We start from the raw sequence: 15,332 nt of genomic DNA on the forward strand, positions 1-15,332 counted from the left end.
CAGCCAGGGTCACGCCGCATGAGCTCCGACACGACCGTCCGCCTGAGCCGACCGGCCGCCGCCGTGGCGCAGGTGACGCTGTGCCGCCCCGACGTGCGCAACGCCTTCAACGACGAGGTGATCACCGCGCTGACGCAGGCCTTCCGCGCGCTCGACGCCGACGACGCGGTGCGCGTCGTCGTGCTGGCCGCCGAGGGGCCGGCCTTCTGCGCCGGCGCCGACCTGCACTGGATGCGCCGCATGGCGGACTACACGCGCGCGCAGAACCTCGATGATGCGGCCGGCCTCGCCGAGATGCTGCGCAGCATCGCCGCCTGCCGCAAGCCGACGATCGCGCGCGTGCAGGGCGATGCCTATGCCGGCGGCGTGGGCCTGGTGGCGGCCTGCGATCTCGCGGTGGCGGTGGACACGGCGCAGTTCTGCCTCAGCGAGGTGAAGCTCGGGCTGGTGCCGGCGACGATCGGCCCCTACGTGGTCCGCGCGATGGGCGCACGCGCAGCGCAGCGCTACATGCTCACGGCGGAACGCTTCGATGCCGCGACGGCGCTGCGGTTGGGCCTGGTGCACGAAGCCGTGCCTGCCGAGAGGCTGGATGCGGGTGTGCAGGCGCTCGTCGAGGCGCTGCTCGCCGCCAGCCCGCAGGCGCTGACCACCTGCAAGCGCCTGCTGCACGAGATCACGGCTCAGCCGCTCGACGCAGCGCTGATCGGGCGCACCGTCGAGTTCATCGCCGACGCGCGCGCATCGGACGACGGCCGCGAGGGCGTGCAGGCCTTTCTCGGCAGGCGCAAGCCGCACTGGCAGGGGTGAGCGAGACGATGGAACTGCCGTCCGTGAATGCGCTCGACACCACCCACCTGATCGCATTGGCCGCCGCGCTGGGCTGGGCCAGCGGCCTGCGGCTCTACGCGGTGCTGGCGATCACCGGGCTGGTGGGTTATGCCGGCTGGGTGCAACTGCCGCCCGGCCTGCAACTGCTGCAGCACCCGGCCATGCTGGCGGGCAGCGGCTTCATGCTGTTCGTCGAGTTCTTCGCCGACAAGATCCCCGGGCTCGATTCGCTGTGGGACCTGATCCATACCGCCATCCGCATCCCCGCCGGCGCGGCGCTGGCCGCCTCGGTGTTCGGCGCCGACCACGCCACCGCCGCGGCGCTGGCGGCACTGCTGGGCGGCACGCTGGCCGCGACCAGCCACGTCGCCAAGGCGACCACGCGCGCGGCGGTCAACACCTCGCCCGAGCCGTTCTCGAACATCGGCATGTCGCTGCTGGGTGATCTGGCGGTGCCGTCGATGCTGTGGCTCGCGTTCGAGCACCCGGTGCTGGCGATCGTCGGCGTGGCGGTGGCCTTCGTCGGCATGCTGATCCTCGTGTGGGTGCTGTCGAAGTTCCTGGCGCGGGTGTGGGCACGGCTGAAGATGCTGCTCGGTGCGGCGTCGGCCACGGCGACGGAGTTCCGCTGATGTTCAAGAAGATCCTGATCGCGAAYCGSGGTGACCAGCCGCGAAGCGGCGCAGCGACGAAGTCAGATSGCCTGGCGCGCGGAGCGCGTGCAGGCGATCGAGCCGCGGGGGCAAGATGTTCAAGAAGATCCTGATCGCGAACCGCGGTGAGATCGCCTGCCGCGTGGCCACGAGCGCGCGCCGCCTGGGCATCGCGACCGTCGCCGTGTACTCCGATGCCGACGCGAACGCGCGGCACGTCAAGGCCTGCGACGAAGCGGTCCGCATCGGCGGCGCCGCACCGCGCGACAGCTACCTGCGCGCCGACCGCATCCTCGAGGCGGCGATCGCGACCGGCGCGCAGGCGGTGCACCCGGGCTACGGCTTCCTCAGCGAGAACGACGGCTTCGCCGAGGCCTGCGCCGCGGCCGGCATCGTCTTCATCGGCCCCACCCCGTCAGCCATCCGCGCCATGGGCCTGAAGGCCGAGTCCAAGCGCCTGATGGAAGCGGCCCGGGTGCCGCTCGTGCCCGGCTACCACGGCGCCGACCAGGACCCGGCGCTGCTGCGGCGCGAAGCCGCTCGCATCGGCTACCCGGTGCTGATCAAGGCCAGCGCCGGCGGCGGCGGCAAGGGCATGCGCGTGGTGACCGAAGAATCGGCGTTCGATGCAGCCCTCGCCTCCTGCCAGCGCGAGGCCCTCGGCAGCTTCGGCGACGATGCCGTGCTGGTCGAGCGCTACCTGCAGAAGCCGCGGCACATCGAGATCCAGGTGTTCGGCGACACCCACGGCCACTGCGTCTACCTGTTCGAACGGGACTGCTCGGTGCAGCGCCGCCACCAGAAGCTGCTCGAGGAGGCGCCGGCGCCCGGCATGACCGAGGCGCGCCGTCGCGCGATGGGCGAGGCGGCGGTGGCGGCCGCGCAGGCGGTCGGCTACGTCGGGGCCGGCACGGTGGAGTTCATCGCCGAGCCCGACGGCCGCTTCTATTTCATGGAGATGAACACGCGGCTGCAGGTCGAGCATCCGGTGACCGAGGCGATCACCGGGCTCGACCTCGTCGAGTGGCAGTTGCGCGTCGCCGCCGGCGAGCCCTTGCCGCTGCAACAGCACGAGCTGCGGATCCACGGCCATGCGATCGAGGCGCGCATCTGCGCCGAGAACCCCGATGCGAATTTCCTGCCGTCGACCGGCCGGCTGCAGGTGCTGCGCTGGCCGGCGCATGTGGCCTTCGAGCGCACGGCCGGCGGGGCGCAAGCCGGCGCCGAACCGGCCGCGGTGCGGATCGACGCCGGTGTCGGCGAAGGCGACGCGATCACGCCGCACTACGACTCGATGGTCGCGAAGCTCATCGTCTGGGGCCGGGACCGCGAGCAGGCGCTCGCGCGCATGGACCGGGCGCTCGCGCACACCCATCTGGTCGGGCCGCAGCACAACGTGGCCTTCCTGCGCCGCGTGGTCGGCAGCCCGTCGTTCGCCGGGGCCGATCTCGACACCGGACTGATCGAGCGCGAGCGCGCGCTGCTGTTCGATGCGCCGGCGCTGGCGCCGGCGCTGGTTGCTGCCGGCGTCGTCGCGCACGCCCTCGCGCAGGAGCGTGTCGGCGAAGACGCCGACCCGTGGTCACGCCGCGATGGCTGGCGCCTGCACGGCAGCGCGCTGCGGCGCTTCGAGATCGACCACGCCGGCGCGCACCTGCGCGCATCGCTGCATCGATCGCGAGACGGTGCGATGCAGCTGCAGGTCGACGCGACGGCGCATGCCTTCGAAGCGAGGCCGCTCGACGGCGATCGCCACGACGTGCTGCTCGGCGAGCGCCGGCTGGTCCTGTCGGCCTATGCGGTCGGCGAGAACGTGGCCCTGTTCACGCCCGACGGATCGGCCTGGGTTCGCGAGGTGGACGTGCTCGCCCACGCGGGCGATGCCGCTGCCGAGGGCGGCCGCCTGACGGCACCGATGCCCGGCAAGGTGGTGGGCTTCCTGGTGGGTGCCGGCGAACGTGTACGACGCGGTCAGGCCCTGGCCGTGATGGAGGCGATGAAGATGGAGCACACCCTGAACGCACCGAGCGACGGCGTCGTCAAGGGCCTGCGCTTCGCTGCCGGCGAGCAGGTCGCCGAAGGCGAGGCGCTGCTGGATTTCGAGCCGGCGACGGCCGGCACCGCCACCGCATGAGCCGGTCGGCGTCCTCAGGGGGCGGTGCTGTCCTGGCGATCGCGGCCGATGCCCAGCCAGTTCGAGGGCGAGAATCGGCTGCTGCGCGCCGGCACGCTGTCCAGTGCAGGGAGCGGACGGCTCAGACCGAAGCCGCTGGTGTCCTGCGACCACGCGAGTTCCTGCTGCGCGACCGGCGCACGGCGCGGGATCTGCGCCAGCGCCGCGCGCGTTTCTCGCGCAGCCACTTCCATGTGGATCTTGATGTCTTCGGCGGCGGTGGCGTCCTCGAAGCGATCGGCCAGTTCATGCAGGGCGTAGTCGCTGAGGCTGCGGCACACGCTCGCCACCTCGTCGGCGTAGTGGCGCTGACGCAGCATGCGGGCCACGTCGATGCCTTCGCCCAGCGTGCGCAGCAGCGTGAAGTGGATGCGGGTGGCGAGCTGAAGGCGGGTGAAGGTGGTGGACATCGCGGCGAACCCCGGAAGTTGAGAGCATGGTGCGTTACCGGTGTCGTCACGCCCATCCCGCACAATGGGGAGAGCGGTCCGCTCGTTCACGGGGTGCCCGTCAGTGCACCGAAATGCACCGTCAAATGTTTGTGAGGAACCACACATGTTGCCGAGCCGGGTGACGCTGGTCGACGTCGGTCCGCGGGACGGTCTGCAGAACGAGAAGCAGCCGGTCGCTGCAGAGCACAAGATCGAATTGGTGCATCGGCTGCAGTCCGCCGGATTGCGCGAGATCGAGGTCACCAGCTTCGTCAGCCCGAAATGGGTGCCGCAGATGGCCGACAACGCGCAGGTCCTGGCCGGCCTGCGCCGCCGGCCCGGCGTGCGCTACAGCGTCCTGGTGCCGAACCTGAAGGGGCTCGAGGCGGCGCTGCGGCCGGACCGCAAGGAGTGGCCCGACGAGGTCGTCGTGTTCGGTGCCGCGAGCGAGGCCTTCAGCCAGAAGAACATCAATTGCGGCATCGCCGAATCGATCGAGCGCTTCGCGCCGGTCGTCGCCGCGGCGCGCGAGGCCGGCATCAAGGTGCGCGGCGCGATCTCCTGCGCGCTCGCCTGCCCCTACGAAGGCGAGGTGTCGCCCGACCGCGTCGAGCAGGTGGTGCGACTGATGCAGGGCATCGGCGTGCAGCATGTCGGCGTGGCCGACACCATCGGCGTCGGCACGCCACGGCGGGTGCAGGCGGCGATGGAGCGTGCGCTGAAGCACTACCCGCTCGCCGAGGTGAGCGGCCATTTCCACGACACCTATGGCCAGGCGCTGGCGAACATCTACGCCTGCCTCGAACTCGGCGTGTACCGCTTCGACGCCAGCGTCGCCGGCCTCGGTGGCTGCCCTTACGCGAAGGGCGCGACCGGCAATGTCGCGACCGAGGACGTGGTCTTCCTGTTGCACGGGCTGGGCATCGACACCGGCATCGATCTCGATGCACTCGTGGACACCGCAGCCCACATTTCCGGCGTGCTGGGTCGCAAGCCGGTATCGCGGGTGGCGAACGCGGTGCTGGCAAAGCGGGCGGTGCCGGCATGAGCGACCACGCATCGCTGGACCAGCGGCCCGAAGGCTTCCGCCGTGTCACGCAGCTGCTGGCCGAGCGCGGCCACGCGCACACGCCGCGCTGGCTCGACGTGGCCGCCCGCACCTCGCAGGAGGCGGCCGATGCGCTGGGCATCGCACTCGGCCAGATCGCCAAGAGCGTGATCTTCCGGCGTCGCGCCGACGATGTGGCGGTGCTGGTCGTGACGTCCGGCGACCGGCGCGTCGACGAGAAGAAGGTGGCCGCGCTGGTCGGTCCGGTCGGTCGGGCCGACGCCGACTTCGTGAAGGCGCGCACCGGCTACTCGATCGGCGGCGTGTCGCCGATCGGCCACGCCTCGCCCTGCGTCACGCTGATCGACCGCGAACTGTTCCGCTTTGCGGAGGTGTGGGCGGCGGCCGGCCATCCCAATGGCGTGTTCGCGCTGAGCCCTCAGGCGCTGGAACAGCTGACGGCCGCGCCGGTGGCCGACGTGGTGCAGTCATGAGCTCGACGCCGATCGAAGACGACGTATCACCGGTGGCCTCGCCGTGCATCGACATCTGCCGCATCGATGCGGCCAGCGGCTGGTGTGAGGGCTGCTACCGGACGATCGACGAGATCGCCATCTGGTCGCGCCTCGACGATGCCGGCAAGCGTGCCGTCTGGCTGCAACTCGATCAGCGGCGCAAGCCGGAGGAGTCTGCAGGATGACACCGATCACCTTCTGGTTCGACCCGATCTCGCCCTACGCCCATCTCGCCTTCGAGCGCCTGCCGCAGGCGCTCGAAGGCTGCAGCTACGTGGTCGATTACCGGCCGGTGCTGTTCGCCGGCCTGCTGCAGCGCTGGGGCCAGCTCGGCCCGGCCGAGATCGGCCCGAAGCGCGACTGGACCTACCGCCAGGTGCTGTGGTTGGCGCACCGCCATGGCATCGAGCTGCAGATGCCGGCGGTCCATCCGTTCAACCCGCTGCCCTTGCTGCGCCTGCTGGTCGCGTGCGGTCAGGGCGGCTTGGCGAATCGACACCAGTGCGAGGCGGTGCTGCGCCACGTGTGGACGGGCGGGGCGGTGGTCGATGAACCCCGGCGGCTCGCCGAGCTCGAGGCACGCCTGCAACCCGCACGTGATCCACGCTCCGACACGGTGAAGCAGGAATTGCGGGCCAACACCGATGCTGCCATCGCGCGCGGCGTCTTCGGGGTGCCCACGCTCGAACTGCCGGGGCACGGGCCGGAGGCCGCCGCGCCGTCGCGCCTGTTCTGGGGTTTCGACGCACTGGACATGGTGGCTGACGGCCTGCGCGGTGCGGAGGGTTTCGAGCAGCGCTGGAGCGCGGCGGTCGCCGTGGGAGACGGCGTTCAGCGAGTTCGGTGAAACCCCCCATAGAAATTTCGGAACTGTTCTCACATCGCAAAAATAAAGCCGCGGGTTCACCCTCGGGTTGTCAGTTGCGGTTGGTTTCGCGTCAGAAGCGGGTCAGAGCCGACCGTCATCCTCCGGGGCACGCTGCATTCCGTGGCGACCGACCAAGCTCAATGGAGGAGACAACCCATGGCTGCCGTTCTACCCAGTAGCGCTGCTGCGCGCCCGATGACCGCTGAGGAAAAGAAGGTCATCTTCGCTTCCTCGCTCGGAACCGTTTTCGAGTGGTACGACTTCTATCTGTACGGATCGCTGGCGGCCATCATCGCCAAGCAGTTCTTCGCAGGGCTGGACGCCGGCTCGGCGTTCATCTTCGCGCTGCTGGCGTTTGCCGCCGGCTTCATCGTGCGACCGTTCGGCGCGATCTTCTTCGGCCGTCTGGGCGACATGATCGGCCGGAAGTACACCTTCCTGGTCACCATCCTGATCATGGGCCTGTCGACCTTCATCGTCGGCATCCTGCCCAACTACGCCGCGATCGGCGTGGCCGCACCGGTCATCCTGATCGGTCTGCGCCTGCTGCAGGGTCTGGCGCTCGGCGGTGAGTACGGCGGTGCCGCCACCTACGTGGCCGAGCATGCGCCGCACGGCAAGCGCGGCGCCTACACCTCGTGGATCCAGACCACGGCGACGCTGGGCCTGTTCCTGTCGCTGATGGTGATCCTCGGCACCCGCACGATGATCGGCGAAGCGGCGTTCGCCGACTGGGGCTGGCGTGTGCCTTTCCTGCTCTCGATCTTCCTGCTCGCGATCAGCGTGTGGATCCGCTTGAGCATGAACGAGTCGCCCGCCTTCAAGAAGATGAAGGAAGAGGGCAAGACCTCCAAGGCGCCGCTGACCGAATCCTTCGGCCAGTGGAAGAACCTGAAGATCGTGATCCTGGCGCTGATCGGCCTGACCGCCGGCCAGGCCGTGGTCTGGTACACGGGCCAGTTCTACGCGCTGTTCTTCCTGACGCAGTCGCTGAAGGTCGATGGCGCCACCGCGAACATCATGATCGCGATCTCGCTGCTGATCGGCACGCCGTTCTTCATCGTCTTCGGCTCGCTGTCGGACAAGATCGGCCGCAAGCCCATCATCCTGGCCGGCTGCCTGATCGCCGCGCTGACCTTCTTCCCGCTGTTCAAGGCGCTCACCGGGGCGGCCAACCCCGACCTCGCCGCCGCCCAGGCGAAGAACAAGGTGCTGGTGCACGCCGATCCGGCCGAGTGCTCGTTCCAGTTCAACCCGACCGGCACCGTCAAGTTCACCAGCTCCTGCGACATCGCCAAGCAGGTGCTGGCCGCCGGTTCGGTGAGCTACGACAACGTGGCCCACGCCGCGGGCACGCCCGCGACCATCACGGTCGGCGAGACCGTCATCCAGAGCTACAGCTCCAAGGGCCTCCCGCCCGACGAGGCGAAGGCGAAGGACGCCGAGTTCAAGAAGTCCGTCGCTGAAACGCTGAAGGCCGCCGGCTACCCCGCCAAGGCCGATCCGGCGAAGATGAACAAGCCGCTGATCGTCGGCATCCTGGTGATCCTGGTGATCTACGTCACCATGGTCTACGGGCCGATCGCCGCGATGCTGGTCGAGATGTTCCCGACCCGCATCCGCTACACCTCGATGAGCCTGCCGTACCATATCGGCAACGGCTGGTTCGGCGGCCTGCTGCCCACCACCGCCTTCGCGATCGTGGCGCAGACCGGCAACATGTACAACGGCCTCTGGTACCCGATCATCATTGCCGGCATCACCTTCGTCGTGGGCCTGTTCTTCGTCCGCGAGACCAAGGACGTCGACATCTACGCCAAGGACTGAGGAGCCCAAGACCATGTGGAAGATCGCACTCGGATTCATCGCCTTCGCGGCCGTCGCCATGTACGTGCTGATGAAGAGCGGCGGTGACATCGACCTGAGCGGAGAGAAGCACGGCATCGAGGTGCCGCCGCCGGCCGCTCCGGCCGCCTCGTCCAGCGGGTACTGACCCGCTCCGCACTCCGGGTTGAACGGCGCGCTGCCTCGGCAGCGCGCCGTTTTTCTTTTCGGGCCGTACTTGGCTGGCAAGCCCCCAGGCCCGGCTGCGACAAGCCGGCGTGCCGCACGGTCCGCGACGGTGACTGCCAGAATCTTCGGCCTCACCCTCCGGGACCCCCATGTCGAACGGTCAACGTCCTCCCGGCGTGATCCGCATTCGCGGCGCACGCCAGCACAACCTGAAGAACCTCGATCTGGACCTCCACACGGGAGAACTGACGGTCGTCACCGGGCCCAGCGGCTCGGGCAAGTCCAGCCTGGTGTTCGACACGCTGTACGCCGAGGGCCAGCGCCGCTACGTCGAGACCTTCAGCGCCTATGCGCGCCAGTTCCTCGACCGCATGGACCGCCCGGCGGTCGACCACGTGGAGGGCGTGCCGCCGGCCATCGCGATCGACCAGACCAACCCGGTGCGCACCTCGCGCTCCACGGTCGGCACGATGACCGAGCTGAACGACCACCTGAAGCTGCTGTTCGCGCGCGCCGCGCAGTTGTTCGACCGGCAGACCGCGAAGCCGGTGCGCGAGGACGATCCGGAGTCGATCTACCGCGAGTTGCAGCAGCGCGCCGCACCCGGCCAGCGCCTCGTCATCACCTTCCCGGTCGAGTTGCCGGCAAGCGCGACCGCAGCCGACGTGGAGCAATGGCTCGCCGCGAGCGGCTACACGCGCGTGCAGGCCGAGCGCGAGATCGCCACGCCGACCGGGCCGCGCAAGCTGCTCGACGTGGTGGCCGACCGCTTCCGTCTGGAAGGCACCGAGAAGTCGCGCGTCGTCGAGGCGCTGGAGGTGTCGCTCAAGCGTGGCGGCGGGCGGGTCAACGTGTATGCATCGACTCCCTCTCCCGCAGGGGCGGGAGAGGGCAGGGGTGAGGGTGGGGCCGGGTGCGCTCTGGCGCTTTTCCTCCGGCCTGCACAGCCCCGACAGCGAGCTGCGCTACAGCCACCCGCAGCCGTCGATGTTCTCGTTCAACTCGGCCTTCGGCGCCTGCGAGACCTGCCGCGGCTTCGGCCGCGTGATCGGCGTCGACTGGGGCCTGGTGATGCCGGACCACCGCAAGACGCTGCGCACCGGCGTCGTCAAGACCATCCAGACGCCGGCCTGGAAGGAGATCCAGGCCGACCTGCTGAAGTACGCCGGCGAGGCGGGCATCCCGCGCGACACCGCCTGGAGCCAGCTCAGCGAAGCGCAGCGGGACTGGGTGCTCGACGGCACGCCCAACTGGAAGGGCCACTGGAACAAGCAGTGGTACGGCATCAAGCGCTTCTTCGAGTACCTGGAGAGCAAGGCCTACAAGATGCACATCCGCGTGCTCTTGTCCAAGTACCGCAGCTATACGCCGTGCCCGACCTGTGGCGGCGCGCGCCTGAAGCTGGAGTCGCTGCAGTGGCGCATCGGCACGAAGGAGGGCGCCGATGCGGCGTTGCCGGCGGCTCAGCGCTTCCTGCCGCTCGGCGTCGCCTGGTCACGCGATCAGCTGGAGGCACTGCCGGGCCTGAGCCTGCACGACCTGATGCTGCTGCCGATCGAGCGGCTGCGGCGCTTCTTCGACGACCTCACCTTGCCGAGCACGATGCTCGACGACGCGCTGGAGCTGCTGCAGGACGAGGTGCGCACGCGGCTCAAGTACCTGTGCGACGTCGGCATCGGCTACCTCACGCTCGACCGCCAGAGCCGCACGCTGAGCGGCGGCGAGGTGCAGCGCATCAACCTCACCACCGCGCTCGGCACCTCGCTGGTCAACACGCTGTTCGTGCTGGACGAGCCGTCGATCGGCCTGCACCCGCGCGACATGAACCGCATCGTGCAGGCCATGCACCGGCTGCGCGACGCCGGCAACACGCTGGTGGTGGTGGAGCACGACCCGGCCGTGATGCTGGCCGCCGACCGCGTGCTCGACATGGGCCCGGGCCCCGGCACCCAGGGCGGGCGCATCGTGTTCGACGGCACGCCCGAGGACCTGAAACGCGCCGACACGATGACCGGCGCCTACCTCGGCGCGCGCCGCAGCATCGGCCTGGGTCTCAAGCGCCTGGTGACCGACGGCACGCCGCGTCTCATCGTCGAGGGCGCGCGCGAGCACAACCTGCGCGACATCACGGTCGAGTTCCCGCTGCAACGCCTGGTGGTGGTGACCGGTGTTTCCGGTTCGGGCAAGAGCACGCTGATCCAGGACCTGCTGTTCCCCGCGCTGGCGCGCCACTTCGGCAAGGCCACCGAGACGCCGGGCGCGCATGACCGCTTGCTCGGCGCCGACTGGCTGAGCGATGCGGTGTTCGTCGACCAGAGCCCGATCGGCAAGACCGCGCGCTCCAACCCGGCCAGCTACGTCGGTGCCTTCGACACGCTGCGCAACATCTTCGCCGAGGCGCCGCTGGCGCGGCAGCGCGGCTACGGCGCGGGCATGTTCAGCTTCAATGCGGGGGATGGCCGCTGCCCGACCTGCGGCGGCTCGGGCTTCGAACACGTGGAGATGCAGTTCCTGTCCGACGTCTACCTGCGCTGCCCCGACTGCGACGGCAAGCGCTTCCGCGCCGAGCTGCTGGAGGTGAAGGTCGAGCGCGGCGGCAAGTCCTTCGACGTGAGCGAGGTGCTGGAACTGACCATCGCCGACGCGGTGCGCTACTTCGCCGACGATCGCGAGGTGCTGCGTGCGCTGCAGCCGCTGGCCGACGTGGGCCTCGACTACGTGAAGCTCGGCCAGCCGGTGCCCACGCTGAGCGGTGGCGAGGCTCAGCGCCTGAAGCTCGCCGGCTTCCTGGCCGAGGCCGCGAAGAACGGCAGCAGCTCGCGCCAGGCGGTGGCGAAGAAGGGCACGCTGTTCCTGTTCGACGAGCCGACCACCGGCCTGCACTTCGACGACATCGCCAAGCTGATGCGTGCCTTCCGCAAGCTGCTGGAGGCCGGGCATTCGTTGCTGGTGATCGAGCACAACCTCGACGTGATCCGCGCCGCCGACTGGCTGGTCGACCTGGGACCCGAGGGCGGCGAGGCCGGCGGCGGGCTGGTGTGCTTCGGCACGCCCGACGATGTGAAGCTGCACCCCACCTCGCACACCGGCGCAGCGCTGCGCGACTACGAGAAGAGCCTCGGGCAGGGCGGCCTCGCGGTCGAGGAGGGGCTGCCGCTGCAGTCACTGCTGACCGAGGCGCGACGCGCCCGGCGCGAACGCGAGGCCAGCGGCGCGGCCAACGCGATCCAGATCGTCAACGCCCGGGAGCACAACCTCAAGGGCCTGTCGGTCGACATCCCGCGCGGCAAGTTCAGCGTGGTCACCGGTGTCTCCGGTTCGGGCAAGAGCACGCTGGCCTTCGACATCCTCTTCAACGAGGGCCAGCGCCGCTATCTCGAGAGCCTCAATGCCTACGCGCGCAGCATCGTGCAGCCGGCCGGCCGGCCGGAGGTCGACGCGGTGTATGGCATCCCGCCCACGGTCGCGATCGAGCAGCGCCTGAGCCGCGGCGGCCGCAAGAGCACCGTCGCCACCACCACCGAGGTCTACCACTTCCTGCGCCTGCTTTACGTCAAGCTCGGCACGCAGTACTGTCCCAAGTGCACGGCCGACGCCAGTGTGGCGGTGCGACCGCAGACGCCGGAGTCGATCGCCGCGCAGCTGCTGCGCGACTACAAGGGCCAGCACATCGGCCTGCTCGCGCCGCTGGTGGTGAACCGCAAGGGCGTCTACACCGACCTCGCGAAGTGGGCCGCGCAGCGCGGCCACACCCACCTGCGGGTCGACGGCGAGTTCCTGAAGACCTCGCCGTGGCCGCGCATCGACCGCTTCAAGGAGCACACGCTGGAGCTGCCGGTCGGTGACATCGTCGTCACGCCCGACAACGAGGCAGGACTGCGCGCGCTGCTCGCGAAGACGCTGGAGCTCGGCAAGGGCGTCGTGCACCTGCTGGGGCCGCTGGACGGCCTGAAGGCGGCGATGGCGGCCGGCGCGCCGACGCACCGCATCGGTCGCGTCAAGGTGTTCTCCACCAAGCGCGCCTGCCCCGCCTGCGGCACCAGCTATCCCGAGCTGGACCCGCGCATGTTCTCGTACAACAGCAAGCACGGCTGGTGCCCCGACTGCGTGGGCACCGGCCTCACGCTCACGCGCGAGCAGCGCAAGGCGCTCGACGATTCGGTCCGCGACGACGACACCGGCGGGCGCGAGAAGACCTTCGCCGAACCCGAGATCGAGGACGTGGCCGACGCGCCCTGCGGCAGCTGCCATGGCGCGCGCCTGAACCCGGTGTCGCTGGCGGTGCGCTTCGGCCACGGGGCGGGGAGTGAACAGTCGATTGCCCAGGTGGCGGCGCGCGCGGTCAACGACGCGCGCCGCTGGATCGAGACGCAGAAGCTCGACGGCCGCGAGGCGACGATCGCACGCGACGTGATCGCCGAGATCCGCTCGCGGCTGAGCTTCCTCGACCAGGTCGGCCTGGGCTATCTGACGCTCGACCGTGCCGCGCCCACGCTGAGCGGCGGCGAGGCGCAGCGCATCCGCCTCGCCGCGCAGCTGGGCAGCAACCTGCAGGGCGTGTGCTACGTGCTCGACGAGCCCACCATCGGCCTGCACCCGCGCGACAACCGCGTGCTGCTCGACGCGCTGCACACGCTGGGCTCGCAGGGCAACACGCTGGTGGTGGTGGAGCACGACGAGGACACCATCCGCCGCGCCGACCACATCATCGACATCGGCCCTGGCGCTGGCAAGCGCGGCGGCCGGCTGGTGGCGCAGGGCACCGCCGCCGACCTGCTGCGCGCGCCCGAGTCGCTGACCGGCCGCCTGCTCGAGCACCCGATGCGTCACCCGCTGCAGGCGCGGCGCGCGGTGCCGCCGGGCGTACCCTGGCTCACGCTGCGCGGCGCCACGCTGCACAACCTGGCCGGTCTCGACGTCGGCGTGCCGGTCGGGCGGCTGGTCGCGGTGACCGGCGTGTCCGGCTCGGGCAAGAGCACCGTCGCGCGCGATGTGCTGCTGGTCAACGTGCATGCAGCGGTGGCGATGAAGGCCACCAAGGCCGGCCGCGATGCGCTGGCCGCCGGCAAGCGACCGGCCTGGGTGGGTTGCAGCCAGCTCGAAGGCTTCGAGACGATCGACCGTGTGCTCGAGGTCGATCAGACGCCGATCGGCAAGACGCCGCGCTCCTGCCCGGCCACCTACATCGGTTTCTGGGACACGATCCGCCGCCTCTTCACCGAGACGCTGGAGGCCAAGGCGCGCGGCTACGCTGCCGGTCGCTTCAGCTTCAACACCGGCGAGGGCCGCTGCCCGGGCTGCGAGGGCCAGGGCCTGCGCACCATCGAGATGGCCTTCCTGCCCGACGTCAAGGTGCCTTGCGATCTGTGCCATGGCGCCCGCTTCAACCCGGAGACGCTGGCCGTCACCTGGCGGGGGAAAAGCATCGGCGACGTGCTGCAGATGGAGGTGGACGAGGCGGTCGACTTCTTCGCGTCGATGCCGGCCATCGCCCACCCGCTGCAACTGCTGAAGGACGTGGGCCTGGGCTACCTGACGCTGGGCCAGCCCTCGCCCACGCTGAGTGGTGGCGAGGCGCAGCGCATCAAGCTCGTCACCGAGCTCAGCAAGGTGCGCGACGAAGTCGGGCGCCGCGGCCAGAAGGCGCCTCACACGCTGTACGTGCTGGACGAGCCGACCGTGGGCCTTCACATGGCCGATGTCGAGAAGCTGATCCGCGTGCTGCACCGGCTGGTCGACGGCGGCCACAGCGTGGTGGTGATCGAGCACGACCTCGACGTGATCGCCGAGGCCGACTGGGTGCTCGACCTCGGTCCCGAGGGCGGCGCCGGTGGCGGTCGGGTGGTGGCGGCGGGCACGCCGGAGCAGGTGGTGGCCGCGGGCACGCACACCGGCGTGGCGCTGGCGCCGGTGCTGAAGCGGTGAGGGCGCTGAAACGCCCCCGTTGCAGTGCCGCAATGCACCGGTCGCCCGATACACTGTGATCTTTGTCGCGCTTCTTCCCCCCGCCCGCCCCATGACCGTCGACCAGAGAACCGGCAGCTCTGCCAGCTTCGAGTTGAAGAGTGCCGCGCTGATGCTGGTCGCGGTGATCCTGAAGACCACCGACCGGGCCGCGCTGGCGCGCGAACTGGACGAGCGGATCGCCGACACGCCGGGGCTGTTCGAGCGCGATCCGGTGGTGATCGATCTGTCGCAGGTGCGCGAGGCCGACGCCGCGATCGATTTCCCGGCGCTGATCGAACTGCTGCGCGAGCGCCAGATGCTGCCGCTCGCCGTGCGGGGCGGCAACGAGGCGCAGATGGCCGATGCGCTGTCGGCCGGGCTGGTGGAAGCGCCGGCCGGCGCGAACCCCGCCCCACCGGCGCGCGCACCATCGCCGGTGCCCGCGGCACCGCCGGTCACGCTGACCGAGATCATCCGCGAGGTGCCGGTCGCCGGTCCCGGCACGATGATCGTCGACCGGCCCTTGCGCTCGGGCCAGCAGGTCTACGCCAAGGGCTGCGACCTGGTGGTGCTGGCGGCGGTGAACGTCGGCGCCGAGGTCATCGCCGACGGCAACATCCATGTCTACGGGCCGCTGCGCGGCCGGGCGATCGCCGGCGCGCGCGGCAATGCCGACGCCCGCATCTTCGCCACCTGCATGGAGCCGCAGCTGATCTCCATCGCGGGCACCTACCGCACCACCGAAACCCCCTTGCCCGCCGAGGTGCTGGGCAAGCCGGCCCAGGTGAAGCTGCAAGGCGACAAGCTCCTGCTCGAGGCCCTGAAGGCCTGAAGCTCCCCATCTTCTGAAAGGA

13 protein-coding genes and 1 pseudogene are annotated in these 15,332 nt (G+C 70.0%); 12 read left to right on the forward strand and 2 right to left on the reverse strand.

The genetic code is table 11. The features are described from left to right. The first annotated feature begins 18 nt into the window (after positions 1 to 18). The 3 genes from ASC67_RS03810 to ASC67_RS03820 all read left to right on the forward strand — a co-directional run bounded on the left by ASC67_RS03810 (position 19) and on the right by ASC67_RS03820 (position 3,618). On the forward strand, positions 19 to 810 hold the full coding sequence (locus ASC67_RS03810; RefSeq protein WP_056315294.1) for an enoyl-CoA hydratase/isomerase family protein: 792 nt from the start codon (positions 19 to 21) through the stop codon (positions 808 to 810). A gap of 8 nt (positions 811 to 818) precedes the next feature. Then, the gene (locus ASC67_RS03815) at positions 819 to 1,463 is read left to right on the forward strand and encodes a DUF4126 domain-containing protein (RefSeq protein WP_056315422.1); all 645 of its coding nucleotides are present in this window, start codon (positions 819 to 821) and stop codon (positions 1,461 to 1,463) included. A gap of 115 nt (positions 1,464 to 1,578) precedes the next feature. After that, positions 1,579 to 3,618, forward strand: coding sequence for an acetyl/propionyl/methylcrotonyl-CoA carboxylase subunit alpha (locus ASC67_RS03820; RefSeq protein ID WP_056315296.1), 2,040 nt, complete (start codon positions 1,579 to 1,581; stop codon positions 3,616 to 3,618). A 14-nt stretch (positions 3,619 to 3,632) separates the two neighbouring features. On the opposite strand, the gene ASC67_RS03825 is transcribed toward ASC67_RS03820, so the two are convergent. Beyond that, positions 3,633 to 4,067, reverse strand: coding sequence for a hypothetical protein (locus tag ASC67_RS03825; protein WP_056315298.1), 435 nt, complete (start codon positions 4,065 to 4,067; stop codon positions 3,633 to 3,635). A gap of 145 nt (positions 4,068 to 4,212) precedes the next feature. On the opposite strand from ASC67_RS03825, the gene ASC67_RS03830 reads away from it, so the two are divergent. The 6 genes from ASC67_RS03830 (at position 4,213) to ASC67_RS20850 (ending at position 8,512) form a co-directional block, all read left to right on the forward strand. Continuing rightward, positions 4,213 to 5,136: a hydroxymethylglutaryl-CoA lyase gene (locus ASC67_RS03830; protein WP_056315300.1), complete on the forward strand. Its 924-nt coding sequence runs from the start codon at positions 4,213 to 4,215 to the stop codon at positions 5,134 to 5,136. Beyond that, entirely contained in the window at positions 5,133 to 5,630 is a 498-nt protein-coding gene (locus ASC67_RS03835; protein ID WP_056315301.1) for a YbaK/EbsC family protein, read from the forward strand. Before ASC67_RS03830 ends, ASC67_RS03835 begins: the two co-directional genes overlap by 4 nt. Beyond that, positions 5,627 to 5,836 carry a DUF1289 domain-containing protein gene (locus ASC67_RS03840; RefSeq protein ID WP_056315303.1) on the forward strand — a complete coding sequence of 70 codons (210 nt, stop codon included), beginning with the start codon at positions 5,627 to 5,629 and terminating at the stop codon, positions 5,834 to 5,836. Before ASC67_RS03835 ends, ASC67_RS03840 begins: the two co-directional genes overlap by 4 nt. Beyond that, a complete protein-coding gene (locus ASC67_RS03845; RefSeq protein WP_056315305.1) occupies positions 5,833 to 6,498 on the forward strand; it encodes a 2-hydroxychromene-2-carboxylate isomerase in 666 nt (221 codons plus the stop codon). Before ASC67_RS03840 ends, ASC67_RS03845 begins: the two co-directional genes overlap by 4 nt. 216 nt (positions 6,499 to 6,714) lie before the next feature. Next, entirely contained in the window at positions 6,715 to 8,346 is a 1,632-nt protein-coding gene (locus tag ASC67_RS03850; protein ID WP_235566214.1) for an MFS transporter, read from the forward strand. Positions 8,347 to 8,359: 13 nt separating this feature from the next. After that, positions 8,360 to 8,512: a hypothetical protein gene (locus ASC67_RS20850; RefSeq protein ID WP_164481703.1), complete on the forward strand. Its 153-nt coding sequence runs from the start codon at positions 8,360 to 8,362 to the stop codon at positions 8,510 to 8,512. 151 nt (positions 8,513 to 8,663) lie between these two features. Here the strand turns inward: ASC67_RS20850 and ASC67_RS21235 are convergent, their stop codons facing one another. Continuing rightward, positions 8,664 to 9,206, reverse strand: a complete 543-nt coding sequence (locus ASC67_RS21235) for a hypothetical protein (RefSeq protein WP_404932829.1) — start codon at positions 9,204 to 9,206, stop codon at positions 8,664 to 8,666. Between ASC67_RS21235 and ASC67_RS21240 the strand changes: the two are divergent. From ASC67_RS21240 to minC, 3 genes and pseudogenes are all read left to right on the forward strand, one after another. Then, a pseudogene (locus ASC67_RS21240) lies at positions 9,117 to 9,329 on the forward strand (hypothetical protein); the annotation flags it as partial. The gene ASC67_RS21235 and the pseudogene ASC67_RS21240 overlap by 90 nt on opposite strands. Before the next feature lie 100 nt (positions 9,330 to 9,429). Next, positions 9,430 to 14,457, forward strand: a complete 5,028-nt coding sequence (locus ASC67_RS03855) for an excinuclease ABC subunit UvrA (RefSeq protein WP_404932830.1) — start codon at positions 9,430 to 9,432, stop codon at positions 14,455 to 14,457. Positions 14,458 to 14,548: 91 nt separating this feature from the next. After that, entirely contained in the window at positions 14,549 to 15,310 is a 762-nt protein-coding gene (gene minC / locus ASC67_RS03860; protein WP_056315309.1) for a septum site-determining protein MinC, read from the forward strand. Positions 15,311 to 15,332 lie beyond the last annotated feature (22 nt).

This window comes from Methylibium sp. Root1272, from assembly GCF_001425905.1.
Classification (GTDB): Bacteria; Pseudomonadota; Gammaproteobacteria; order Burkholderiales; family Burkholderiaceae_C; genus Methylibium.

Excerpts from the sequence above, each read along its gene's own strand:
- ASC67_RS03810 (WP_056315294.1), top strand. The coding sequence starts at position 19 with ATGAGCTCCGACACGACCGTCCGCCTGAGCCGACCGGCCGCCGCCGTG.
- ASC67_RS03815 (WP_056315422.1), top strand. The coding sequence starts at position 819 with ATGGAACTGCCGTCCGTGAATGCGCTCGACACCACCCACCTGATCGCA.
- ASC67_RS03820 (WP_056315296.1), top strand. The coding sequence starts at position 1,579 with ATGTTCAAGAAGATCCTGATCGCGAACCGCGGTGAGATCGCCTGCCGC.
- ASC67_RS03825 (WP_056315298.1), bottom strand. The coding sequence starts at position 4,067 with ATGTCCACCACCTTCACCCGCCTTCAGCTCGCCACCCGCATCCACTTC.
- ASC67_RS03830 (WP_056315300.1), top strand. The coding sequence starts at position 4,213 with ATGTTGCCGAGCCGGGTGACGCTGGTCGACGTCGGTCCGCGGGACGGT.
- ASC67_RS03835 (WP_056315301.1), top strand. The coding sequence starts at position 5,133 with ATGAGCGACCACGCATCGCTGGACCAGCGGCCCGAAGGCTTCCGCCGT.
- ASC67_RS03840 (WP_056315303.1), top strand. The coding sequence starts at position 5,627 with ATGAGCTCGACGCCGATCGAAGACGACGTATCACCGGTGGCCTCGCCG.
- ASC67_RS03845 (WP_056315305.1), top strand. The coding sequence starts at position 5,833 with ATGACACCGATCACCTTCTGGTTCGACCCGATCTCGCCCTACGCCCAT.
- ASC67_RS03850 (WP_235566214.1), top strand. The coding sequence starts at position 6,715 with ATGACCGCTGAGGAAAAGAAGGTCATCTTCGCTTCCTCGCTCGGAACC.
- ASC67_RS20850 (WP_164481703.1), top strand. The coding sequence starts at position 8,360 with ATGTGGAAGATCGCACTCGGATTCATCGCCTTCGCGGCCGTCGCCATG.
- minC (WP_056315309.1), top strand. The coding sequence starts at position 14,549 with ATGACCGTCGACCAGAGAACCGGCAGCTCTGCCAGCTTCGAGTTGAAG.